The organism is Marivita sp., assembly GCF_048006345.1.
Classification (GTDB): domain Bacteria; phylum Pseudomonadota; class Alphaproteobacteria; order Rhodobacterales; family Rhodobacteraceae; genus Marivita.
In genome coordinates this window covers 1,823,110-1,844,449 of record NZ_CP180351.1, presented here as the reverse complement: position 1 = coordinate 1,844,449, position 21,340 = coordinate 1,823,110, and the positions used below count along the sequence as shown (strand labels likewise).

Annotated in this window: 18 protein-coding genes; 16 read left to right on the top strand and 2 right to left on the bottom strand. The window is 59.9% G+C overall.

What is annotated here, in order from left to right; genetic code table 11:
* Positions 1 to 28: 28 nt before the first annotated feature.
* Genes ACMVPR_RS09170 through ACMVPR_RS09155 form a run of 4 tightly spaced genes read left to right on the top strand, consistent with a single transcriptional unit; the run spans position 29 to position 4,675 of the window.
* Complete coding sequence (locus tag ACMVPR_RS09170; RefSeq protein ID WP_416882609.1) at positions 29 to 577, top strand: TRAP transporter small permease; 549 nt, start codon at positions 29 to 31, stop codon at positions 575 to 577.
* Entirely contained in the window at positions 577 to 1,893 is a 1,317-nt protein-coding gene (locus ACMVPR_RS09165; RefSeq protein ID WP_416882608.1) for a TRAP transporter large permease, read from the top strand. The genes ACMVPR_RS09170 and ACMVPR_RS09165 overlap by 1 nt, the downstream gene beginning before the upstream one ends.
* A complete protein-coding gene (locus tag ACMVPR_RS09160; protein ID WP_416884643.1) occupies positions 1,890 to 3,149 on the top strand; it encodes a malonyl-CoA decarboxylase in 1,260 nt (419 codons plus the stop codon). Before ACMVPR_RS09165 ends, ACMVPR_RS09160 begins: the two co-directional genes overlap by 4 nt.
* 2 nt (positions 3,150 to 3,151) lie before the next feature.
* Complete coding sequence (locus ACMVPR_RS09155; protein ID WP_416882607.1) at positions 3,152 to 4,675, top strand: malonate--CoA ligase; 1,524 nt, start codon at positions 3,152 to 3,154, stop codon at positions 4,673 to 4,675.
* Between the two features lie 276 nt (positions 4,676 to 4,951).
* Here the strand turns inward: ACMVPR_RS09155 and ACMVPR_RS09150 are convergent, their stop codons facing one another.
* Positions 4,952 to 5,440, bottom strand: coding sequence for a DUF3237 domain-containing protein (locus ACMVPR_RS09150; protein WP_416882606.1), 489 nt, complete (start codon positions 5,438 to 5,440; stop codon positions 4,952 to 4,954).
* 134 nt (positions 5,441 to 5,574) lie between these two features.
* On the opposite strand from ACMVPR_RS09150, the gene dctP reads away from it, so the two are divergent.
* From dctP to ACMVPR_RS09130, 4 genes are read left to right on the top strand one after another with little or no spacing between them, the layout of a single operon-like run.
* Complete coding sequence (gene dctP, locus ACMVPR_RS09145) at positions 5,575 to 6,588, top strand: TRAP transporter substrate-binding protein DctP (protein ID WP_416882605.1); 1,014 nt, start codon at positions 5,575 to 5,577, stop codon at positions 6,586 to 6,588.
* Positions 6,585 to 7,088, top strand: a complete 504-nt coding sequence (locus tag ACMVPR_RS09140) for a TRAP transporter small permease (RefSeq protein WP_416882604.1) — start codon at positions 6,585 to 6,587, stop codon at positions 7,086 to 7,088. Before dctP ends, ACMVPR_RS09140 begins: the two co-directional genes overlap by 4 nt.
* Before the next feature lie 12 nt (positions 7,089 to 7,100).
* On the top strand, positions 7,101 to 8,393 hold the full coding sequence (locus ACMVPR_RS09135; RefSeq protein ID WP_416882603.1) for a TRAP transporter large permease: 1,293 nt from the start codon (positions 7,101 to 7,103) through the stop codon (positions 8,391 to 8,393).
* A gap of 25 nt (positions 8,394 to 8,418) precedes the next feature.
* Complete coding sequence (locus ACMVPR_RS09130) at positions 8,419 to 9,285, top strand: alpha/beta hydrolase fold domain-containing protein (protein ID WP_416882602.1); 867 nt, start codon at positions 8,419 to 8,421, stop codon at positions 9,283 to 9,285.
* A gap of 11 nt (positions 9,286 to 9,296) precedes the next feature.
* Here the strand turns inward: ACMVPR_RS09130 and ACMVPR_RS09125 are convergent, their stop codons facing one another.
* The gene (locus ACMVPR_RS09125; RefSeq protein ID WP_416882601.1) at positions 9,297 to 10,163 is read right to left on the bottom strand and encodes an alpha/beta fold hydrolase; all 867 of its coding nucleotides are present in this window, start codon (positions 10,161 to 10,163) and stop codon (positions 9,297 to 9,299) included.
* Between the two features lie 116 nt (positions 10,164 to 10,279).
* Here ACMVPR_RS09125 and ACMVPR_RS09120 point away from each other — a divergent pair, with 116 nt between their 5' ends.
* The 8 genes from ACMVPR_RS09120 to ACMVPR_RS09085 all read left to right on the top strand — a co-directional run bounded on the left by ACMVPR_RS09120 (position 10,280) and on the right by ACMVPR_RS09085 (position 21,250).
* On the top strand, positions 10,280 to 11,215 hold the full coding sequence (locus tag ACMVPR_RS09120) for a LysR family transcriptional regulator (protein ID WP_416882600.1): 936 nt from the start codon (positions 10,280 to 10,282) through the stop codon (positions 11,213 to 11,215).
* A gap of 362 nt (positions 11,216 to 11,577) precedes the next feature.
* Complete coding sequence (locus ACMVPR_RS09115) at positions 11,578 to 12,774, top strand: ROK family transcriptional regulator (protein WP_416882599.1); 1,197 nt, start codon at positions 11,578 to 11,580, stop codon at positions 12,772 to 12,774.
* The gene (locus ACMVPR_RS09110; protein WP_416882598.1) at positions 12,767 to 14,701 is read left to right on the top strand and encodes a TRAP transporter permease; all 1,935 of its coding nucleotides are present in this window, start codon (positions 12,767 to 12,769) and stop codon (positions 14,699 to 14,701) included. The genes ACMVPR_RS09115 and ACMVPR_RS09110 overlap by 8 nt, the downstream gene beginning before the upstream one ends.
* Positions 14,698 to 15,669 carry a TAXI family TRAP transporter solute-binding subunit gene (locus ACMVPR_RS09105; RefSeq protein WP_416882597.1) on the top strand — a complete coding sequence of 324 codons (972 nt, stop codon included), beginning with the start codon at positions 14,698 to 14,700 and terminating at the stop codon, positions 15,667 to 15,669. The genes ACMVPR_RS09110 and ACMVPR_RS09105 overlap by 4 nt, the downstream gene beginning before the upstream one ends.
* Positions 15,670 to 15,741: 72 nt before the next feature.
* Entirely contained in the window at positions 15,742 to 17,304 is a 1,563-nt protein-coding gene (betC, locus tag ACMVPR_RS09100; protein ID WP_416882596.1) for a choline-sulfatase, read from the top strand.
* 76 nt (positions 17,305 to 17,380) lie between these two features.
* On the top strand, positions 17,381 to 18,310 hold the full coding sequence (locus tag ACMVPR_RS09095; RefSeq protein WP_416882595.1) for a formylglycine-generating enzyme family protein: 930 nt from the start codon (positions 17,381 to 17,383) through the stop codon (positions 18,308 to 18,310).
* Positions 18,311 to 18,468: 158 nt separating this feature from the next.
* Positions 18,469 to 19,869: an aspartate aminotransferase family protein gene (locus ACMVPR_RS09090; protein ID WP_416882594.1), complete on the top strand. Its 1,401-nt coding sequence runs from the start codon at positions 18,469 to 18,471 to the stop codon at positions 19,867 to 19,869.
* On the top strand, positions 19,862 to 21,250 hold the full coding sequence (locus ACMVPR_RS09085) for a glutamine synthetase family protein (RefSeq protein ID WP_416882593.1): 1,389 nt from the start codon (positions 19,862 to 19,864) through the stop codon (positions 21,248 to 21,250). Before ACMVPR_RS09090 ends, ACMVPR_RS09085 begins: the two co-directional genes overlap by 8 nt.
* Positions 21,251 to 21,340 lie beyond the last annotated feature (90 nt).

The following is a 21,340-nucleotide window of genomic DNA, read 5'->3' as shown; positions in this document are numbered from 1 at the left end:
CCTGTTTCGGAACTGACGCGAGGATGTCATGGCGACGCAACTCTCTGCTGCCCCGGCACGCACCGGCGGCAACCCCTTCCTGCGCATCGTGAACGGCATCTCGACCATGGCGGGCTGGACCGCGGCGGCGATGATCCTGACTTCGGTCTTCATCACCTGCCAGATGATCTTCGTGCGCTTCGTTCTCAATCAGTCGACCGTTTGGCAGACCGAGGCGGTGATCTACCTTATGGTGGCCTCGACACTCATCGGCTTGCCTTACGTCCAACGGATGCGGGGCCATGTGAATGTCGATCTGATCCCGCTGGCGCTTGCGCCGCGTCCGCGCTTCGCGCTCGCTGTCCTGACGCTGGGCCTGTCCATCGTCGTTGTCGCCGTGATGTTCTGGTATGCCTATGACTTCTGGCACCTTGCCTGGTCGCGCGGGTGGAAATCCGAAACAGTCTGGGCGGTGCGGCTCTGGATACCTTATCTGGCTCTACCCGTGGGGTTCGGCCTGTTCCTGCTTCAACTGATCGCCGATTTCGTGGCGCTGCTGATCGGTGCCGACAAACCTTTCGGACTGGAGAATAACTGATGGATCCGCTTGTCCTGGGCGCCTTCGTCGCCATCGCCACGATCGTGGTCCTGTTCTCGGGCGTGTCCGTCGCGCTGGGTCTGGTCATCGTCTCCGCCGGTTTTCTGATCGTCTTCGACGGCATGCGGTCGCTCGAGCTGCTGCCCGAGATCATGTTCGGCAAACTGAACTCCTTTGCCCTGCTGTCGATCCCGATGTTCATCATCATGGGCGCCGCCATTGCCTCTACAAGAGCGGGCGCAGACCTCTATGAGGCGCTTGAACGTTGGCTGACCCGCGTGCCCGGCGGTTTGGTGATTTCCAACCTCGGAGCCTGTGCGCTTTTCTCGGCAATGTCGGGGTCGAGCCCCGCGACCTGTGCCGCCATCGGCAAGATGGGCATCCCCGAGATGCGCAAGCGCGGCTATCCCGATGCGGTCGCTGCAGGGTCCATTGCCGCAGGTGGCACGCTGGGCATTCTGATCCCGCCCTCCGTGACGATGATCGTCTATGGCATCGCGACCGAAACCTCTATCGGACGCCTGTTTCTGGCGGGGGTTATTCCGGGCCTGCTTCTTGTGACCCTGTTCATGGCGTGGTCGCTTTACTCGACCTGGCGGTCCGGAGATGCGTCTGTCCTGACGGCGACGCCCTATACCTGGCGGCAGAAGTTCGAGATCCTGCCGCGCGTCTTGCCGTTTCTCATGATCATCCTCGGTGTGCTCTACGCCATGTATGGCGGGATCGCGACGCCGTCAGAGACGGCGGCCGTGGGTGCCCTGATGTGCCTTCTGATCGCGATGATCATCTACAAGCTGTGGAGCCCCACGGCCCTGTGGGTTGTCCTGCGGGACAGCACGCGGGAATCCGTGATGATCCTCTTCATCATCGGCGCGGCGGGCGTTTTCAGCTACATGCTCAGCTCGCTTTTCATCACGCAATCCATCGCCGAATGGATCGGAACGCTGGATGTGAACCGTTGGGTGCTCATGTTCGCAATCAACATCTTCCTGTTGGTCGCGGGTTTCTTCCTGCCGCCCGTAGCGGTGATCCTGATGGCGGCACCGATCCTGCTGCCTATCATCCTTGCCGCTGGGTTCGATCCGATCTGGTTCGCGGTGATCCTGACGATCAATATGGAGATCGGCCTGATTTCACCGCCAGTCGGACTAAACCTTTACGTCATCAACGGCATCGCGCCCGACATCAAGCTCAAGACCATCCTTGTCGGATCGCTGCCCTATGTCGGCTGCATGGTGCTCGCGATCATTCTGCTGTGCCTGTTCCCCGGGATTGTAACATGGCTCCCGGACCTGATCATGGGCCCTGCGATATGACGCTCTTCGCTGACCTTCTTTCGACGGTGTTCGAGCGGCGGTACAGACCCTGGGGTCCGGTGCGCCGAGACAGCCGACCGGTGACGGCGCTGGTCGCCGACCTGATCAGTGGCGCGGGCGAAGTGACAGGTGCGGGCCTCGCGCGGCAGATCATCGACCGCTACGGAGAGATGGACGACGACGCAAAGCTGGACTTCTTCCGGCACATCGCGACCAACCTCGCGATTGTCCCATCTGCCCTGCGTGCGGCGCTTGACGCCTATGAGGCCGAAGGTCAGTCAAAGGCGACCTATCGCGCGGTGATGGCCGCGTCCGAACCGCCGAGGCAGGAGTTGATCCGCCGTCTGAACCAGGTGCCGGGCGCAACGAAGTCGCTGGTCCGGATGCGAGCCGACCTGTTGCGGCTGGCACGGGGCGACGAAGCGCTTCAGGCCCTCGATCTCGATTTTCGGCACCTCTTTGCAAGCTGGTTCAACCGGGGCTTCCTTGTTCTGCGGCGGATCAGTTGGGAAAGTCCCGCAGACATCCTCGAAAAGATCATCGCCTACGAAGCTGTCCATGCAATCGACAGCTGGGATGACCTGCGCCGGCGTCTGCAGCCCAAGGATCGGCGCTGCTTTGCATTTTTTCACCCGGCCATGCCGGATGAGCCGCTGATCTTTGTCGAGGTCGCGTTGACGCGCGGGATTGCGGGATCGGTTCAGGCCTTGCTCTCGGAAAACCGGGAGGTGTTGCTTGCACAGGATGCGGACACGGCGGTGTTCTACTCCATCTCGAACTGTCAGGCGGGGCTTGCCGGTATTTCATTCGGCAACATGCTGATCAAACAGGTGGCCGCGGATCTGGCAGCCGAGCTTCCCGGTCTGAAGACCTTCATCACTCTGTCGCCTATCCCGGGATTTACCTCTTGGCTGTCGCAACAGCACCCGCAAGCAAGCAAGCCAGACGGCGAAACCTTGCGTGCACTGGCCGCGCACTACCTCGCCGAAGCCAAGCGCCCGGATGGCGTGCCGCTGGATCCGGTCGCGCGGTTTCATTTGGGCAACGGCGCGCAACTGCATGATGTGCACCTGAACGCGGACACGTCGCCCAACGGGGTGCGTCAATCACTCGGTGTGATGGTGAACTATCACTACGATCTCAAGAAGGTGGCCGAAAACCACGAACGTTTTGCAACCTCGCAAACGGTTGCGATGTCCTCCGGCTTCCGGTCGCTTTCGGCAAATGCCACGAAATTACTGACCGAGGAGGCATAACCATGCCCAACCCTCTTTACGACTCGCTATTTGGCATTCACGCGGGCAAGACGACGCCCTTCCTGCATCTGCAGGATGGCTCCGTGATCAGCCACAGTGACTTCCTCGAAAAGGCTGCGCGGCTTGCGCATGTCCTGACGGAAATCGGACTGGAACCGGGGGATCGGTTGGCCGTTCAGGTGCAGAAATCGCCCGAAGCGCTCGCGCTATATGCTGCCTGTGTTCAGGCCGGGGTCATCTTCCTGCCGCTGAACACGGCCTACACGGCCGACGAGGTCACCTATTTCATCGAGAACAGCGGCGCGCGGTGTGTCGTCTGCGACGACAAGAGTGCCGATGACCTCAAGGCAATCGCGGATCGTCTGGGTGCGCGGCTCGAAACGATGAACGCCAATGGCGGGGGAAGCCTGACCGATCAGGCTGCGAGCATGCCTGCCTCGTTCGACACGGTGCCGCGCGCGTCCGATGATTTGGCCGCGTTCCTCTACACCTCCGGCACGACGGGCCGGTCCAAGGGCGCGATGCTCACGCAGGACAACCTTCTGTCGAACGCGCTGACCTTGGGCGACTTCTGGAAATTCACGTCTGACGATGTGCTGCTGCATGCTTTGCCGATCTTCCACACGCATGGGCTTTTCGTGGCAACCAACGTCGTTCTGGCGACCGGTGGATCGATGATCTTCCTGCCGAAATTCGATCTCGATGCCATGATTGATCTCATGCCGAAGGCGACCACGATGATGGGGGTGCCCACCTTCTACACACGTCTGCTCGATGACGCGCGCTTCACAAAGGACCTCACGGCGCATATGCGGCTTTTCGTGTCCGGCAGCGCGCCGCTTTTGGCGGAAACCCATGTCCAGTTCGAAAAGCGCACGGGGCACCGCATTCTCGAACGCTACGGCATGACGGAAACCAACATGAACACCTCCAACCCGTATGACGGGGACCGCCGCGCCGGGACAGTTGGTTTTCCGCTTCCGGGTGTGGAGCTCAAGATCACCGATCCGGCGACGGGCAAAACGCTTCCACATGGCGACGTGGGCCAGATCGAAGTCCGCGGTCCCAATGTCTTCAAGGGCTATTGGCAGATGCCGGAAAAAACCGCCGCCGAATTGCGCGAGGACGGGTTCTTCATCACCGGTGATTTGGGCAAGCTTGATGACGACGGCTATGTGCACATCGTTGGACGGAACAAGGACCTTATCATCTCGGGCGGCTATAATATCTATCCCAAAGAGATCGAGTTGATCCTCGACGAACAACCGGGTGTTCTCGAAAGCGCCGTCATCGGTGTCCCGCACGCAGATTTTGGCGAGACAGTCCTCGGTCTGATTGTTCCAGAACACGGCGCGTCTCTAAATCTCGAAGCCATTGGCGAAGCTTGCAAAGCGTCACTTGCACGTTTCAAGCATCCCAGAAAGCTGATCGAAGTCGAAGATTTGCCGCGCAATACAATGGGAAAAGTTCAAAAGAACGTTCTTCGCGACACATACCGGGACGTGTTCTTGCCGGTCGATATGTAGGCGTACAGCCCGCTCACGTTTCGTTAGCGTGATTTCGCATCACCTCGCGCTTTCGTGCTTGGTCTTGTCAAAGACTGAGTGACTGCGCTTCGCATTTCACAACCCGAGTGTTCTGAGCACAGCTCCGCTGTTCGGTGCCCGCTTTCGCCTTTTTGAACCAAACACATTAAATGTTGGGATGACATGAGCCAACGCGTGATGAGCCTCGGGCAACAGGATCAACAGGCACGGGGAGCAAGCATCAATCCCGTGCAAGGCTTGAGCGAAATGCGTCACTCACGCGGCCAGCCAAGCGCCTATCACGACGCAAGCGCGGGCCGGGCGTGCCGAAGTCAACGTACCCAAAAGGATTCGGCGATTCAGCCAGTCGAATTTCCCAGCCTCCGCCGTAGCATCGATCACCGACATGGCATACCGGTTGGGCTGGACGGTTGGGTCCACGATCACGCGATTGCGCACGGTGATGATTGTGCCGTCCTCGCATTTCATCTCGTAGAGCGCGTCCAGTTCCTTGATCCCATCCGAACGCAAGAACTGTCGATCCGCTCCGCCGGGGAGTACGGTTCCGCTCAGACCTGCGCCTGCAGGACCGGCATAAAAGCGGCCCCCGGTGATAGGTACAAGAAAACGGTGTCCGCCACGCGCCGGTCCAAGGTCGATACCTTCGCCCACCTCGACCACGGCACGCCAGACCAATGAGAGTTCCGGTTTTTGCGGCTCCATGTCGTTCAGAAGTCGCGCATCATCCACAGAGTGCGGGGGCAATCGGACCTCCATTTTATGCTCTGACAGTGATATGGATGTCAGATCGCTAAGCCGAGAGACTTATTATACTCTTATAATGGTCGCAGATAGCATTTCAGGCAAGCGTATATGAAACGCGACAGGGAGGAATTGAAATGCTTGCGACACGTCGCTCTGGACTGGCGTTTTGCGCCGCTGCCGTTCTATCGGCTTTCTTGGCGAAACCAGCACTTGCTGCCGATGAACTGGTCATCTCGACAGCAACGCCGCCGCATCACATGCAAACGACCACGATGACGGATTTCGTGGCGGCTTTGGAAGAACGGTCGGGGGGCGCGCTGACGGGCAAGGTGTTCGACTCCAGCCAGCTTTACAACGCGCGGGATGTGTCCAAAGCGGTGGCACGGGGAGATGTGGGCATGGCTATCGTGCCGTCGCCCTATCTGAGCCGGATCGAGGCCAACATCAACGTGCTCGATCTGCCGATCCTCAACGGCATGACGGAAGACGCGCGCGCGGCGATGCTGGACGGGCCGCTCGGGACGGAACTCAACAAGATGCTAGAGGCCAAGATGGGTGTTGTCGTTCCCGGTCACTGGCCGTTGCTCGGACGGGTGTACTACTGGTCCACGGCCAAACCCCTGACGAATTTCGAGGAATTCGTCGGTATGCAGGTCCGCATTCCCGGTGGTGCCGCGCCCGCGGCACGGGTCGAGGGCATGGGTGGTGTTCCCGTGGTCATGCCCGGTTCGGATATGCCTTTGGCGCTGCAGCAAGGCACGGTGGATGCGACAATGGGGTCGATTGAATCCGTGGTGCAGCAGAAACTGACCGATGTCGGCGTGCGTTACGGGTTCTGGGATCAGGGTATCGTTGGCTTTCTTGTGCCGATTGTCAGCCAGAAATACTGGGACAGCCTGACCGAGGACGAAAAGGCGTTGTTCACCGAAGTCTGGAACGAAAACGTGGTGGCGCAGCGCGCGGAAGCGATTGCGCTTGATGGAGAATACCGTGCGACACTGGAAGCTCTGGGCGTCAAGATCTCGGATGCCTCGGCAGAGTCCGCACAAGCCATGCGCGAACAGATGATGCCGCAACAGCAGGACGTTGTCTCGAAATACGAGCTCTCCGCCGAGATCGTCGGCTTGGCCGAGGCCGCCGTGAAGTGAGTTGCCTGATCGCATTCCTCGACGATCTGATCGGCTGGATTGCAGCCGCAGCGATCGCGATCTGTTTCGTCCTGCTGACCTTCAATGTCGGTGCACGCTATCTTGCACCGTCCCTGCAGCCGAACTGGGTCTTTGAGGTCTGCGTCTTTCTTCTGGTTTGGGCGATCCTTCTCGGGGTCGCCCGGATCGAAAAACGCGCGCAACATATCCGGGTGGATTTCCTTTTCAACATGTTCGGCCCCAAGGTTCAGGTCGCTGCCGAGGTGCTGGCGTTGATCTTTGCGGTCGTGGTTGCGGTGTTCTTCATCTACTCGGGCTGGATCGTTGTGCAGGAGGCGATCCTTTGGGACGAACGCACCGAAAGCACCCTGCGCTTGCCATTCTGGGTTTTCTATCTGGCCTTGAGTGTCTCTTTCACTGTTCACCTGATCTTCATCCTTGAAAGACTGCGATTGCTGCTCTTTTCGGGGCAAAGTGTCCGGCAGTCACAATCCCATTAGGAACGCACAAAGATGGGCAGCCTCATCGTCATCGGTCTTGGCGCCGTGATCCTGTTTCTCGCACTCGGCATACCGATCTACCTCGTTCTGATGGGCGTAGCCTCGACCTTGCTGGTTGCCGAAGGGCGTACGGTCGCCGGTCTGGGACAACATGTCCTCGACCACCTGCAATCTCCCATCCTGATCTCGGTTCCGTTCTTCATTCTTGCCGCCGTGCTGATGCAGGGGGGTGGACTTGCGCGGGTTCTCTTCAACGCGGCTCTGGCGTGGATTGGCTGGGTGAGGGGAGGGTTGGCCATGTCGGGCATTGCCGCCACGGCAGTGTTCGCCGCAATCACAGGGTCGTCTGCGGCCACGACCATGGCGATGGGCACGCTGCTTGTGCCCATGATGGTCGAACGGGGCTATAAACCCAGCTTTGCCATGGGGTTGACGGCGGCAGCGGGCACACTTGGGATACTCATCCCGCCCTCGCTGCCGATGATCCTTTTCGGACTGATCGCCGAAGAAAGCATTCCGCGCCTGTTCCTTGGCGGCGTGATCCCCGGATTGATGCAGGCTGGTCTTTTTGCGCTCTATGTCTTTTTTGTTGCCGATCGTGTCGGGGGCAGGGCGGAACCGATGGTGTCGGGGCGGGAGTTTCTGTCCACGAACCTGCACGCGATCCCGGCCTACATGATCCCGATCGTTGTTCTCGGGGGCATCTATGGCGGGTTTGTCACCCTGACGGAGGCGGCGGTTCTGGGTGTGCTCTGTGCGCTGATCGCGGTGCTGTTTGTCTACCGCTCGGCGCGGCTGCGCGACATTCCGAAGATGTTGACCGACGCGGTCGACCGGACATCCGTTATCATCCTGATCATCATGGGCGCCACGCTTGTCTCGGCCTGGATCATAAAGTCCGGCGTCCCGCAGGATTTTGCCCGTACGATCATCGAAAGCGATCTTAAGCCGTGGCAATTCCTGCTGATCCTCAATGCCTGTCTGCTGATCCTGGGAATGTTCCTGGAAGGGGTCGCAATCATCCTGATTGTGCTGCCCGTGGTCTCGCTTGTCGTGCGCGACATGGGGATCGACATGACCCATTTCGCAGTGGTGATGGTGATCAATATCGAACTGGCCCTCTTGTCTCCGCCAATCGGGCTGAACCTGTTCGTGATGTCAAACGTCACCGGACGCCCCGTCAGCGAGGTCTTGCGCGGCACCGTGCCGTTCTTTCTCATAATGCTATGTCTCTTGATGATGGTGACATTCATCCCCGCCCTGTCGACATGGCTGCCGAACCTTGTTTTGGGCCAAGGCGGATAGCCTTGGAACGCTTTAGGAGACTGATATGAAACGCTTTATCATGACATCCATCCTGGCTCTTGGTCTGGCCTCCAGCCTGTCGGCCCAATCCGTAGAGCGGGATCTTGCATACGGTCCGCGTGACAGAAATACCTTGGATCTTTACTTGCCCGCAGGCGAAGGTGCCGCCCCTGTAGTCATGTTCATCCATGGCGGGCGCTGGTTCCGTAATGACAAGTCGCAGATCGAACTCTATGGCCGGATTGAGGCGCTGACCGGTGCGGGCATCGCCGTGGCGTCGATCAATCACACCTATTCAAGCGAGGCCCTTTGGCCAGCCCAGCGCGAAGACGTTTTGGCCGCTCTGCGCTTTCTCACCGAGAACGGCACAGAACTCGGAATAGACACGGACCACCTTGCTGTGTGGGGGCAATCATCCGGCGCGCATCTTGCCTTGTGGTCTGCTTTGGTCGACCTCGAAAGCGACGCAATCGAGGTCGATGCGGTGGTGTCGTGGTATGCGCCGTCCAACCTCTCGCAATTGACGGAAGACCGCGCAAACGATGATGTCCCGGGCGCGAACGAACGGTTCCCGGAGCCGTCGCCGGAAAGCCAGTTGATCGGGGTTCCGGTGCCGGAAAATCCCGAAGCGGCAGATGCAGCCAGCCCTGAACGGGCGCTTGCCGCACTGGAAAAAGATGTACCTCTTCCGCCATTCTTTCTGGTGCATGGGGATGCAGACCAAGTGGTCTCGCCGCTGCAAAGCGTCAGGTTGATGGAAACCTTGCAAGCGCATGGCACGGATGTTTCGCTCCGGATCGTTGCAGGTGGCGGACACGGAGGCGATGGCTTTGAGGCCGTGGTTCCAGAGGTGGTCGACTTCCTGCGCCCGATCCTGATACCTGATCGCTGAAGACGGAAACGTCAGGCGAGAGCCTGCGCGAGCAGGCGGTTTTCGGCGAGGAACGCCATCACTTCGCTGTTGAACTGTTCGGCTTGCTCCTGCGATACCGAATGGCCGCTTCGCGGGATGATCCGGACCTTTGCCTGTGGCATTGCCGTGCAGAGGTTCCTGAAGATCGCCGCATGAACCGGCGCGGTTTCGGCACCTGACATCAGCAGGATCGGCATCTGCAAGGCGGCAAGCCGCTCCGGCTCGATCCAAGGGAACTCGTCATCGGACAAGGCCAAGCTGCGGGCCGCGCGGACATTCGTCATGCGCCGATCCAGCACGGCCGCCGGAATGGCCTCGGGGGCACGCCCGGAAATACCGCCGGTCAAAAGCCGAACGCCTTCGACATCGTCTCCGCGGATGAATGCTGCGCGCGCCGGTCGGGCCGCGTTTTCAAGAAACGCCTCCGAAATCAGTGTGCCCTCTTCGGTTAGCGCGGCATAGCGCATCATCGGCGCTTCGACCGAGACAACGGCCTTGACCCGTTCAGGTGCACGGGCTGCCATCGCCAAAGCGGTGAACCCGCCATAAGAGCTTCCGACGAGGATTGCACTGTCCAGTGACAGGGCGTCTAACAATGCCTCCAGATCAGCCGCATCCACCAGCGCGTTGTGATCATGTGTCGTCAGTTCGTTTGGGTTCGGAAAACTGTATCTGCGGCTGTAACTGATACAATCGAACCGCGTGGTGAAATGGGTCCATTGTGGCCGCCAAGAGCGATAATCACCCATGGCACCATGTATGAAGACAAGCGGGTCTCCTGCGCCATCGCGGATGTAATTCAGCGTGGCGCCTGTCGGCAATTCCACGGGTTTAGGCGGGATATCGGCGATGTCCAAATGGCGTCCTTGGTTCGGGTCAGCGTTGTGGGGGCGTAAACTCTGATCGCAACTCTAGTCGTTCCAAGATATAGGGATAAAATAATCAATGTGACTTAGTGATACGAAAAGGCGATATGATGCCCGCGCCCGATGCCAACATTCTGATGAACCGTCTCCTGCTCAAGGGCAAGGTCCGGCACATGTTGGTGCTCGTCCGCCTCATCGAATTGGGCAGCATGCGACGCACGGCGACAGCGTTGAACATGGCCCAGCCTGCCGTGACGCAAATCGTGGCCGAGATGGAAGCATTGCTGGAGACTGAGCTTTTCTTCAGACATGCACGGGGGGTCGAACCCACCGAGGCGGCCAAAGACCTGCTTCCGGTAGCGCATCGCATCCTTGATGCTTTGCGTGACGGGGCCGAAGCTGTGGCCAATCGTCTGCACAATCATGGTGGACTGGTACGAATCTCCAGCAGTCCAGCAGCCCTTGGCGGCATGCTTCATGGACGACTTGATGACTTTGCCAGACGTTATCCCGATATTCAGGTGGTGATCGTGGAGGCGTCAAGCACGACGCCATTGCACGGCATTTCGGATGGGACGGCCGACATCATCTGCACGCGCGAACCCGAAGTGATCCCGGAAGGCTGGGAGTTTCAGCGATGTGTGGAGGATGCCTTGGTCGTCGTTTGCGGCAAGACCCATCCGCTGGCCGAGGTGAAGCATCCGACACTTGCGCAACTTGGAACCGGGAAATGGTTGATGAACCATGTCGGTTCCGTTGCGCGCAACCGGTTCGAGGAGGTCTTCGTCAAAGCAGGCTGGCCGCAAAGCGTGAGATGCCAGATCGTGATGCACATTCCAAAGCTCACCCGCGAAATGCTCGAAAGCGGGCGCTATCTGGCCATTCTTCCCCGCAGCGTTGCCGCGTCCTGGTTGGGTGAGGGCAGCGTGTGCGAATTGAAATCCGACATAAACACACCCTTGGCGCCGCTGGGGTATCTCTGGCGCGGAAAACAGGCCGGCACGGCCATCTCTGTCTTTGCGAGGTTTCTGGCGGAGTCATGAACTCCGAAAAGAGTAGCCTTTTCGAGTTTGGTTGTCCGCATCGTGCGACCACCCCAAGACGCAAGGACATGCCCCAGAGGGTCCGGGTTGCTCCGCGAAGCCGGAGGGCCGTGACTTGGTCTTCCTCAACGGCACCTTGTTGTAGCTTCTGAACTGTTTCCTGCGGATTGAGCCGCGGCTTTTCCTGCAGCGTCGCATCAAGCGCATGAAAACACGGGTCGAGCGCCGCAAGACAGTTTCCCACCCGGCACCAGGTTCAATATTGCTGGCCGAATCGATGCGCGCTTATTATTAACTAACTGATGGTTATTAATTTGAACTCCACATCTACGCCAGCCAGCCTCCGCCGTTCACATCGCGGAATGGCACTTTCCCTGATCGAGGCACAGCCCGGGGTCAGTCGGGCAGACCTGGCGCGTGCGCTTGGCTTTTCCGAGATGGCCGCGACACGGATCGTCCGTGAACTCTTGGCAGTCGGACTGGTTGAGGAATTCGAAGACGAGAACTGGTCAAGAAACCAGCGCAAGCGGGTAGGGCGTCCCAAGACCGGCCTGCGGGTTGTGCCGACCAGCCTTTACGCGGTTGGGATCACTGTCTCGGCGTATCATTCCGAAGTCTCGATTTCGGATGCCGCCGGAGAAATCCAAGCGACCCGTGCGATTACAAACCCAAACTTCGAAAGCGTCGAAGGCGCAGCGCAGGTCTATGCGCGCGCGCTGAAGGAGCTGATCGACGACACCGAAATCGATAACGAGCGTATCGTCGGCATCGGAGTGGCGTTGTCAGCGCGAACCAATCCTGAGAAGGGAGAGATCCTCCGGTCGGAATATTTCGGCTGGTCAAATGATGACGGCGCTTTTTGCGATGAGCTTCGCAAGATCCTCGACTTGCCAGTCGAAATCGAGAACATCGCGAACGCAATCGCTACTGCTGAAATGCGCTTTGGCGCCGCGCGCGCGTCCCGCGAGTTTTCGCTCGTTCACGTGGCGACCTTCGTAGGTGCCAGCGTCGTTTCCGAAAGCAGGGTGGTGCGCGGTGCCTCGGGGTTCTCTGGCTTGATCGGTCATATCCGGTCGCAGAAAACGGAACTGACCTGCGTGTGTGGGCGCAACGATTGCCTCAATCTCAACGCGACCGGCTTCGGCCTGCTGTCCCGCTTGGGCAAGCTTGATCAGCCGAAATTCGACACGTCGCGTCTGTCTGACTACGCCTCGTATCTTCTCGATGTCCTGAATGACGCAGACACGGCTGGTCTGGTAACGGATGCCGGCAAGGCTCTTGCGCCAGCAATCGACAGCATGGGCAAGATCCTTGGCCCCGAGATGATCATTATCAGCGGCCATCTTGGAGCCAACCCAACCTATTTCGATGGCGTGCAAACTGCCCTTGAGACGGAGTTCGGGCATGCGCGCGCTGCGCCGTTTCGACTTGTACGGGGCACGATAAGCCCGGAACGGTCGGCGGCGTTGCTGGCGCTTCATGCTTTTTGCTATTCCGACCGGCTTGACTACGACCGTCTGGCCGAGATCTCGGAGCGTCGGACGGCCCGCCATGGATAGGCCCCGGATCGTTTCGGCGTTGAATTTCATTCTCGCCCTAACGGCTCTGGCTCTGATCGGACTTACACTTTACAGCGCCTATTTCGGTGTTTTCCCTGATGGCATTCAGCGCAGTGCGCATTTGCTGATGATCTTTGTTCTGGTCACCGCCTATGCCCTGCGCGACACGTTCGACGCCGACAGGCCACAAAGCAGTTACCCCGGTTTAAAGCGGTTTTTCGCAGTTCTCATGATGACCGGCGGGCTTGTCGCGGTCGGACATCAGCTGGTCAATTTCGAGGCGATCAACAATCGCTACGGCGCGATCACGCAATTCGAGGTCTACCTCGGCGTTCTGCTGATCATTGCCCTGTTCGATGCATGTCGCAGAACCATCGGGTGGCCGATCGTGCTGCTTGCCAGCGCCTTTATCCTATACGGGCTCTTCGGTAACTATTTGCCGTCACCCTTCGGTCACCGCGGGTATTCAGTCCAGCGTGTCATGTCCCAGGTCTATCTCGGCGGTGGGGGCATTTTCGGCACACCTCTCGGCGTCAGCGCGACCTTTGTGACTGGCGTGGTGGTTCTTGGGGCGCTGCTGGAAAAAACCGGCGCAGGCCAGGTTTTGATGGACATCGCCACCGCGCTGACCGGCAGGTTGCGCGGCGGCCCGGCAAAGGCAGCGGTTGTGGGGTCGAGCCTCATGGGCATGATCTCTGGAACGGCGGTCGCCAACGTGCTGACAACCGGCCCAATATCGATCCCGCTGATGCGAAAGAGCGGCTACAACAAAGAGGCCGCTGGCGCGATTGAGGCCGTCGCGTCGACCGGTGGCCAGTTGATGCCGCCCGTCATGGGGGCCGCGGCCTTCATCATGGCAGAGTTCACCGAGACCTCGTATCTGACCATCGCCAAGGCCGCGTTTCTGCCCGCCGTGATCTACTATGCTGTGCTGCTCGCGATGGTGCATTTCGAAGCCGTGCGGCGGAACATTCCTGTTCTGCGCGATGCCGGTTCGACGATCGACTGGGCGTCGATCTTGCGGCGCGCCTATTTGCTCGCACCCCTGCCGATCTTCATCAGCATGTTGCTGAACGGCTATTCGATCATGCTGTCGTCATTCTGGGCAATCGTCGCCGCCTCGCTGGTCAGCTTTCTCAGCCGTGAGAGTGCCTTGACCCCGACACGTCTCATCGAGACAGCACAAGCTGCAGCACGCGCGGTGATCCCGGTTGCGCTGGCCTGTGCGGCGGCAGGTGTGATCATCGGCATCATCACTCTGACCGGGATCGGCCTGAAATTCTCGACGCTTGTCGTCCTACTTTCAGGTGGCTCTCTCCCGGTCGCCCTCGTGCTGACCATGCTGACATGTCTTGTCCTGGGCATGGGCTTGCCGACGGCGGCGGCCTATATTTTGGTCGCCACGCTGGTGGCGCCGGCTCTTGTCGATCTTGGCGTTGGGCTGCTGGCGGCGCATCTCTTTGTTCTCTACTCGGCGATGCTCTCTTCAATTACACCGCCGGTGGCTTTGGCCGCCTACGCCGCGGCGTCGATTGCCGACGGCAACCCGCTCAAGATCGCGTTGCTTGCCTGCAAGTTCGGAATGGCCGCCTTTGCCGTTCCATATTTCTTTGTCTACGACCCGTCGATCCTCGGCATCGACGTGACGGTGACCCAGATCGGTGTCTCCTTCGTCACGGCAATCTTGGGCGGGGTTTGTGCGAGCGCGGCGATAATCGGCTTTTTCAAAGGGCGGCTGACATTGGTGACACGCCTAGGCTTTGCTGTTCTCGCCATCTGCTTCTTGACGTCGGACTGGCGGCTCGATCTTGCGGCCGGTTTGGCTCTGGCCGCCCTGATCTACGTCGTGACCCGAGCGACTTTTCCACAAGACCAACAAGCCGGAGCACAACCGGCATCCATCAAATCAAAGGGAGATCTGAAATGAAACTTGGCCTGAGAGTCGCGGTTTTCGCGGCAGCACTGTCGTGTTCGTCCGCAGTCCATGCGAATGATTACTTGTCGATCGGGTCCTGCCCGGTCACCTGTACCGCTTACACGTGGTCGGCGGGCATCGCGGATGTCATCAACAGGAATGTGGAAGGTGTCGAGGCGACGGCCGAAGAAACCAAGGGCTATGTCGCGAACATCGCGCTGATGCAAAATGGAGAGCTTGAGGCCTCCATGGCGACCTCACTATCCGCCTACGAAGCCTGGGCAGGGACAGGAAACTATGCCGGAACCGAGCCAGGCAAGATCCTGTCATGGATGTCAATCGCTCCGGTCGCAATGCACATCATCACGGTGGAGGGGAGCGGAGTGTCCTCGGTCGCAGATCTCAAAGGCAAACGCATCGGCATGGGACAGCCGGGTGGCGTGTCGATGCTCGACGCCGACGTGTTGATGGCCAAGGTCGCGGGGGAGGACTTTGAACCGTTCCGTGTCCGCCTCGGCGATATGGTGGACATGCTGAGCGACGGCAATATTGATGCGGCGCTTTGGAACGGATCGTTTCCACTGGCACCAGTCATCAAACTCGCGGCAACTCGCGATCTCAAACTCATTCCGGTTGATGACGCCTTCTTCGCAGACTTGCAGGCTGCCTATCCGCCCTATTTCCGCCTTTCGATCCCCGGCAACACATATGAAGGCGTCGCGGGCGATGTGCCGACCTACGGTCTGGCCAACGGTCTGGTGATTTCGGCTGATGTCCCCGAAGAGCGGGTCTATGCTATGACGAAGGCCGTTTTTGAGAACCTCGACGCGCTTGCGGGCGTTCACCCGGCATTTGGAAAGATGTCCAAGGAAACCGTGCTCGACGGTTTCGGTTCACCTCTGCATCCGGGTGCGCTGCGCTACTACCGGGAAATAGGTGTCCCTGGCATCGAAGAATTCGTTACCCGAACCGGTGGCTGAACGCCTCCTTTGACCGCTGCCCGGACCGGTCTGTGCCGGTCCGGGGCCATCACGTTTACCCAAGGAAGCCCTATGACGCGCCCGAACATCCTCGTTATTCAGGCCGACCAGCTGACAGCGCTTTGCCTCTCGGCCTATGGCAAGCCCTATGCGATCACTCCAAATATCGACCGGATCGCCGAGCGCGGCACGACATTCACCAACAGCTATTGCAACAACCCGGTCTGTGGTCCATCGCGCGCGTCGATGATGACGGGCCGTCTTCCGTCGGATGTCGGGGTGTTTGACAATGGCGCCGAATTTCTCGCCTCCGAGCCGACATTCGCCCACTATCTGCGCAGTCTCGGCTACAAGACGACGCTGTCAGGCAAGATGCACTTTGTCGGCCCCGATCAGCTTCATGGCTTCGAAGAGCGTGTGACAACCGACATCTACCCGTCGGATTTCGCTTGGACCGCCGACTGGGAACAAACGGACGAGCCGTACGCGCCGTCTGTCATGAGCCTTCTCAGCGTGGTTGAGGCTGGTCCCTGTGAGCGCAACCTCCAGATCGACTATGACGAGGAGGTGTTCCACGCCGCGAAGCAGGAACTCTACAATCACGCCCGCTCGACCGATGATCGTCCCTTCATGCTGCATGTCTCGTTCACGCAGCCGCACAACCCATTCGTGGCGAGCCGAAAGTATTGGGACATGTACGAAGACGTCGACATTCCCGGCCCCGAAGTTCCCCACATTCCCTATGCAGAGCGAGACCCCTGGTCGCAGCGGTATTATCTGACGATCCGCCAGGACGAATTCGACATCACGCCCGAACAACTTGCCAATGCGCGGCGCGGGTACATGGCGATGGTCACCCATGTCGACGACCTGATCGGTGGCTTGATCGAAACTCTGGAAAGCATCGGCCAGCTCGACAACACCTACGTCATCATCACTTCGGACCATGGAGAGATGCTGGGCGAGCGCGGTATGTGGTACAAGTTCAACCCCTATGAGGCGTCTGTCCGCGTACCGCTCATCATGCAGGGGCCGGGCGTTGCAGCAGGTCACCGCGAAACGGCACTTGCCTCGCTTGTCGATCTGCTGCCAACGTTTACCGAAATTGCCAGTGGCGGCAGTTTCGACGGCTACGCGGCACCAATTGACGGGCGAAGCCTTTTGAACCTGCCCGAGCGTGAAAGCCCGGATGACAGGATCTTCATAGAGTTCAACGGCGAGGGGCTCTATGCTCCAGCGCTGATCATGATCAAAGGCCGCTACAAACTGGTCCACAGTCGCACCGATCCGAAGATGCTGTTCGATCTGTATGAGGACCCGCTCGAACTGAACAACCTTGCCAACGATCCGGCGCATGCGGCGCTTCTTGAAGATATGGTGGCGGAAATGCAGGCCCGTTGGGACGAGGACGATCTGGACCGCCGTATCCGGGCCTCACAGAAGAAACGCCTCTTTGTGCAGTCGGCGATGAAGCACGGGCGCTTTCCGTATTGGGATTATGGGCCACCCTATGATCCAGCCAAGGTCTATGTGCGCGGCGGAACGGACCCGAGTACGACTGCAACCAAACAGCGCGGACGGTTCCCCTATGTCCCGGTCACACCGCCCCAACATCCGCGCGCAAAGGGCACATGACGATACGGTCTCGCTGGAATGCAGTGTCGTTTCGGAGGACACTTGCCCCGAATTGGTTGGGTCCGGAAACCACCTGATGTCATGTTGCCCGCCTCCACGCCCGCAAAAAGCCGACGCGCCGGAGACGCGCGAGGTTGCAACATGCAATGGGCATGCAGTCTCCCCCATCAAGGGCGTAGACATCCCCGGCGGAGTGGCATTGATCGGCACAGCAAAGCCCGTTTTGCCTGCTGATGGAGAAGGTCCGATCAGACGCAAGAAACTGGCGCGGTTCCGCCTTGGCGCGACCACGGTGACGACGGCAGAGTTCGAGAGCTTTGTGCAGGCGACCGGCTACGTTACGGATGCCGAACGCCTCGGCGATTCCCTGGTGTTTCAGGGCCTCTTGCCAAGCGGTACGCCCCCGACACAAGCCGTGGCAGTCGCGCCCTGGTGGCGCCTGGTGCCCGGTGCGACCTGGCGTCGGCCCGCCGGACCGGGCGGCGCAGACGCCCTGCCGGATCATCCGGTCGTTCACGTCTCATGGAACGATGCCAAGGCCTTTGCCTTCTGGGCAGGCGGCAGGCTGCCCTCCGAGGCCGAATGGGAACACGCGGCGCGTGGGGGTGCTGGCGATGTTCGCTTCCCTTGGGGGGATCAGGAACCCAACGATACGGATTTCTATCCCTGCAATATCTGGCAGGGCCCTTTTCCTCAAAAGGACCGGGGGCTTGACGGGTATTGCGGAACCGCTCCTGCACAATCGTATGAGCCGAACGCCTATGGTCTGTACAACATGATCGGCAATGTCTGGGAATGGACATCCGAAACTTTTCGGGTCCGTTCACTCAAGAAAGGCAGCAAGGCAGCCCATGCCGGCAAAAGCGATTTCAAGCTTTGCAAAGGTGGCTCTTTTCTGTGCCACAGGAGTTATTGCTACAGGTACAGGATCGCTGCGCGCAACAGTTCCTCCGCTACGTCCTCAACCTCACATATCGGCTTTCGCGTTGCATTAGATTTCAAGTGACGCCTGACGCCGTCACTGGGTCACGGTATCGGTCTGGGTCAATGTGGGTCACGCTACCGAAACTGACAGATCAAAGAATGTCTTGGCGTCCCATTGCAAGTTCTGGCAAAGCCGGGATAACCGAGACCCGACGCCGCCGGTCCAGCCCAGGAGCCAGCATGACCGCAGACCTTGCCGCCCCTCACAATGCCGCCGTCGCCGGTATCCGGACCAACCGTCTTCAGGCCTTCATCGCAGAAGAAAACGCGAGGTTTGTTGCAGCGCGACTCCGCGCTCAGGCGGCTTTTGAGAACGACAGCGCGGCCTGGCTGAACCGGGTGCCGATGCACTGGATGCGAGACTGGCCATCGCCTTTTCCGCTCGTGGTGGATGCCGCACAGGACGCGACACTGGTGGATGTCGATGGGCACCGGCTTGATGATTTTTGCCTTGGCGACACTGGCTCCATGTTCGGGCACGCACCTGCTGCTGTGACCCGGGCGATCCGGGACCAAGCGGCGCGTGGGCTGACCTATATGCTGCCCTCCGAGGCGGCGTTGCGGGCAGGGGCTCTGATGTCGGACACGTTCGGTCCCTTCCGCTGGCAGGTCACATTGAGTGCAACCGATGCAAACCGCAATGCGCTTCGTGTCGCCCGCGCGGTGACGGGTCGTCGCAAGGTTCTGGTCTTCAATGGCTGCTATCACGGCACGCTCGAGGACACGATGGTCGAACTGCGATCTGGCCTGACGATCGCCCGGCAGGGGCTGGTGGGGCAGGGGTTCGACCTGACCACGGGCGCAGTCTGTGTCGAGTTCAACGATCTGGACGCGGTGGCAGCCGCCCTGAAGGCGGGCGATGTTGCAGCCATCCTGACAGAACCGGTGATGACCAATTCCTGCATGGTCCTGCCGCAGGACGGGTTCCTTGAAGGCTTGCGCGAACTGGCTGACACCCACGGCGCTCTTTTGATCATTGACGAGACACACACCCAATCCAGCGGTTACGGCGGCTATACCCGCCAGCACGGGTTACACCCGGATATCTTCGTGATCGGCAAATGCGTTGCGGGGGGTATGCCGATGGCGCTTTGGGGGATGACCGATCCGGTCGCGGCTCGCTTTGCGGCTTATGACGCCGATCGACCTGCCGGTCATTCCGGCATGGGCACGACGTTGGCTGGCAATCCGATGCAGTTTGCCTGCCTTGAGGCTACTTTGCGGGAGGTTGCCACTCCGCAGGCTTTTGCCAAGATGAACGCCGGAGCCGAGCGGCTGGCCACAGGTCTCAGCAAGACAATCGACGCTGTGGGAGTGCCGTGGCATGTGGTCCGGGTCGGCGCACGGGTGGAATTTATCTGTGCTCCCGGCCCCTTGCGGAACGGGACAGAGGCGGCGGCGGCCCATCACGCAACGCTGGAGGGGGCGCTGCATCTGGGGCTCTTGAACCGGGGCTGCCTGATCGCACCTTTCCATAACATGATGCTTGTCAGCCCGGTCACGGCAGACGCACAGATCGACAGGCTGATTGCAGCATTTGCGGACGTCCTGTCTGCATTGACAGGAGACACCCATGTCTGACACCTGCCCATCCGGCGCGACCGTGCAAGAGTGTACGGACTTTCTTGCCGCGCATCCGCAGATCGAGGCGATTGACATCGTTCTGCTCGATTCCAATGGCATCGGGCGGGGCAAGATCATCCGGCGGCACGAACTTGAAGGGCTCTATCGCAACGGGCGGCATCTGCCGATCTCGATCCTTGGTCTTGATGTGGTGGGCGAGGATGTTCATGAAACTGGCCTGATCTGGGACACGGGCGATGGTGACCTGCGGGCCTGGCCGGTGCCCGGGTCACTGGTGGCCCAGCATGGGACGACCCCGCCACGTGCCGAACTGCTGCTGTCGCAATACCATCTCGATGGCACGCCGATGCTGTCGGACCCGCGCCACGCCCTGCACCGGCAGGTCGCCGCACTTGCCGAAATGGGGCTTTATCCCACAGCTGCGCTGGAACTGGAGTTCTTCCTGCTCGATCCTGAGCGGGACAGCGAAGGGCGCATCCGCCCTGCGGCGGACGTGCTGGATGGTCGCCGGTCAGCCAAGACCGAGGTGTATTCGGTCGATCACCTGATCGGGATGCAACCCTTGTTCGCCGACATCTATGCCGGCGCGGCCTTGGCCGGGATCACGCTCGAGACACTGATTTCGGAATATGCGCCGGGACAGTACGAACTCACGCTGCATCACCGGACCGATATCGTGCAGGCGGTCGACGATCTGGCCCGGCTCAAGCGGATTGTCCGTGCGCAGGCACGTCGTCACGGTGCGGTCGCTTGTTTCATGGCCAAGCCGCTCCCGGACTATGCGGGTTCCGGGATGCATTTGCACCTCAGCCTGTGCGATGCAGACGGCCACAACATGTTTACCGAGGAAGAAGGCGCTGGTTGGACCGACCTGTTGCGACATGCCATCGGAGGGGTGCTCGACACCATGGGCGAGAGCATGTTGGTCTTTGCCCCCCATGCCAACAGCTGGCGGCGCTTCGCCAACCAGAGCTATGCGCCCGTGGCGCCGACATGGGGCGTCAACAACCGGTCTGTCGCAGTGCGTGTCCCGGCTGGCCCGCGTTCCGCCCGCCGCATTGAACATCGTCTCTCGGGGGTGGATGCCAATCCACATCTGGTGGCGGCAACGGTGCTCGCCGCTGTCCGCAAAGGGATCACAGAACGCATCGACCCCGGCCCGGAAACCACGGGCAACGGCTATGAAGACGACAAGGCAGAAGCCCTGCCGCGGGACTGGAACGCCGCCATTGGTGCCGCGCAGGCATCAGTCTTTCTGAAAGACGCTCTTGGCGAAGAGATGCACCGCACCTTTACAGCCGTAAAAGCCGCCGAATACGCCCGCGTGGCGCGAACGATCCCGGATGTCGATTACGATCTGTATTTGCACACCATTTGACCAAAACCGATGGCTGGCCTTCGCGTTGCCGAGATACGCACTCAAGCCCAGACGGACAGATGCACAAGCGACTGGCGCATACGTGGGGAT

Bases quoted from the DNA above. Each gene is read 5' to 3' on its own strand.
- ACMVPR_RS09170 (WP_416882609.1), top strand. From the start codon at position 29: ATGGCGACGCAACTCTCTGCTGCCCCGGCACGCACCGGCGGCAACCCC.
- ACMVPR_RS09165 (WP_416882608.1), top strand. From the start codon at position 577: ATGGATCCGCTTGTCCTGGGCGCCTTCGTCGCCATCGCCACGATCGTG.
- ACMVPR_RS09160 (WP_416884643.1), top strand. From the start codon at position 1,890: ATGACGCTCTTCGCTGACCTTCTTTCGACGGTGTTCGAGCGGCGGTAC.
- ACMVPR_RS09155 (WP_416882607.1), top strand. From the start codon at position 3,152: ATGCCCAACCCTCTTTACGACTCGCTATTTGGCATTCACGCGGGCAAG.
- dctP (WP_416882605.1), top strand. From the start codon at position 5,575: ATGCTTGCGACACGTCGCTCTGGACTGGCGTTTTGCGCCGCTGCCGTT.
- ACMVPR_RS09135 (WP_416882603.1), top strand. From the start codon at position 7,101: ATGGGCAGCCTCATCGTCATCGGTCTTGGCGCCGTGATCCTGTTTCTC.
- ACMVPR_RS09130 (WP_416882602.1), top strand. From the start codon at position 8,419: ATGAAACGCTTTATCATGACATCCATCCTGGCTCTTGGTCTGGCCTCC.
- ACMVPR_RS09120 (WP_416882600.1), top strand. From the start codon at position 10,280: ATGATGCCCGCGCCCGATGCCAACATTCTGATGAACCGTCTCCTGCTC.
- ACMVPR_RS09115 (WP_416882599.1), top strand. From the start codon at position 11,578: ATGGCACTTTCCCTGATCGAGGCACAGCCCGGGGTCAGTCGGGCAGAC.
- ACMVPR_RS09110 (WP_416882598.1), top strand. From the start codon at position 12,767: ATGGATAGGCCCCGGATCGTTTCGGCGTTGAATTTCATTCTCGCCCTA.
- ACMVPR_RS09105 (WP_416882597.1), top strand. From the start codon at position 14,698: ATGAAACTTGGCCTGAGAGTCGCGGTTTTCGCGGCAGCACTGTCGTGT.
- betC (WP_416882596.1), top strand. From the start codon at position 15,742: ATGACGCGCCCGAACATCCTCGTTATTCAGGCCGACCAGCTGACAGCG.
- ACMVPR_RS09095 (WP_416882595.1), top strand. From the start codon at position 17,381: ATGTCATGTTGCCCGCCTCCACGCCCGCAAAAAGCCGACGCGCCGGAG.
- ACMVPR_RS09090 (WP_416882594.1), top strand. From the start codon at position 18,469: ATGACCGCAGACCTTGCCGCCCCTCACAATGCCGCCGTCGCCGGTATC.
- ACMVPR_RS09085 (WP_416882593.1), top strand. From the start codon at position 19,862: ATGTCTGACACCTGCCCATCCGGCGCGACCGTGCAAGAGTGTACGGAC.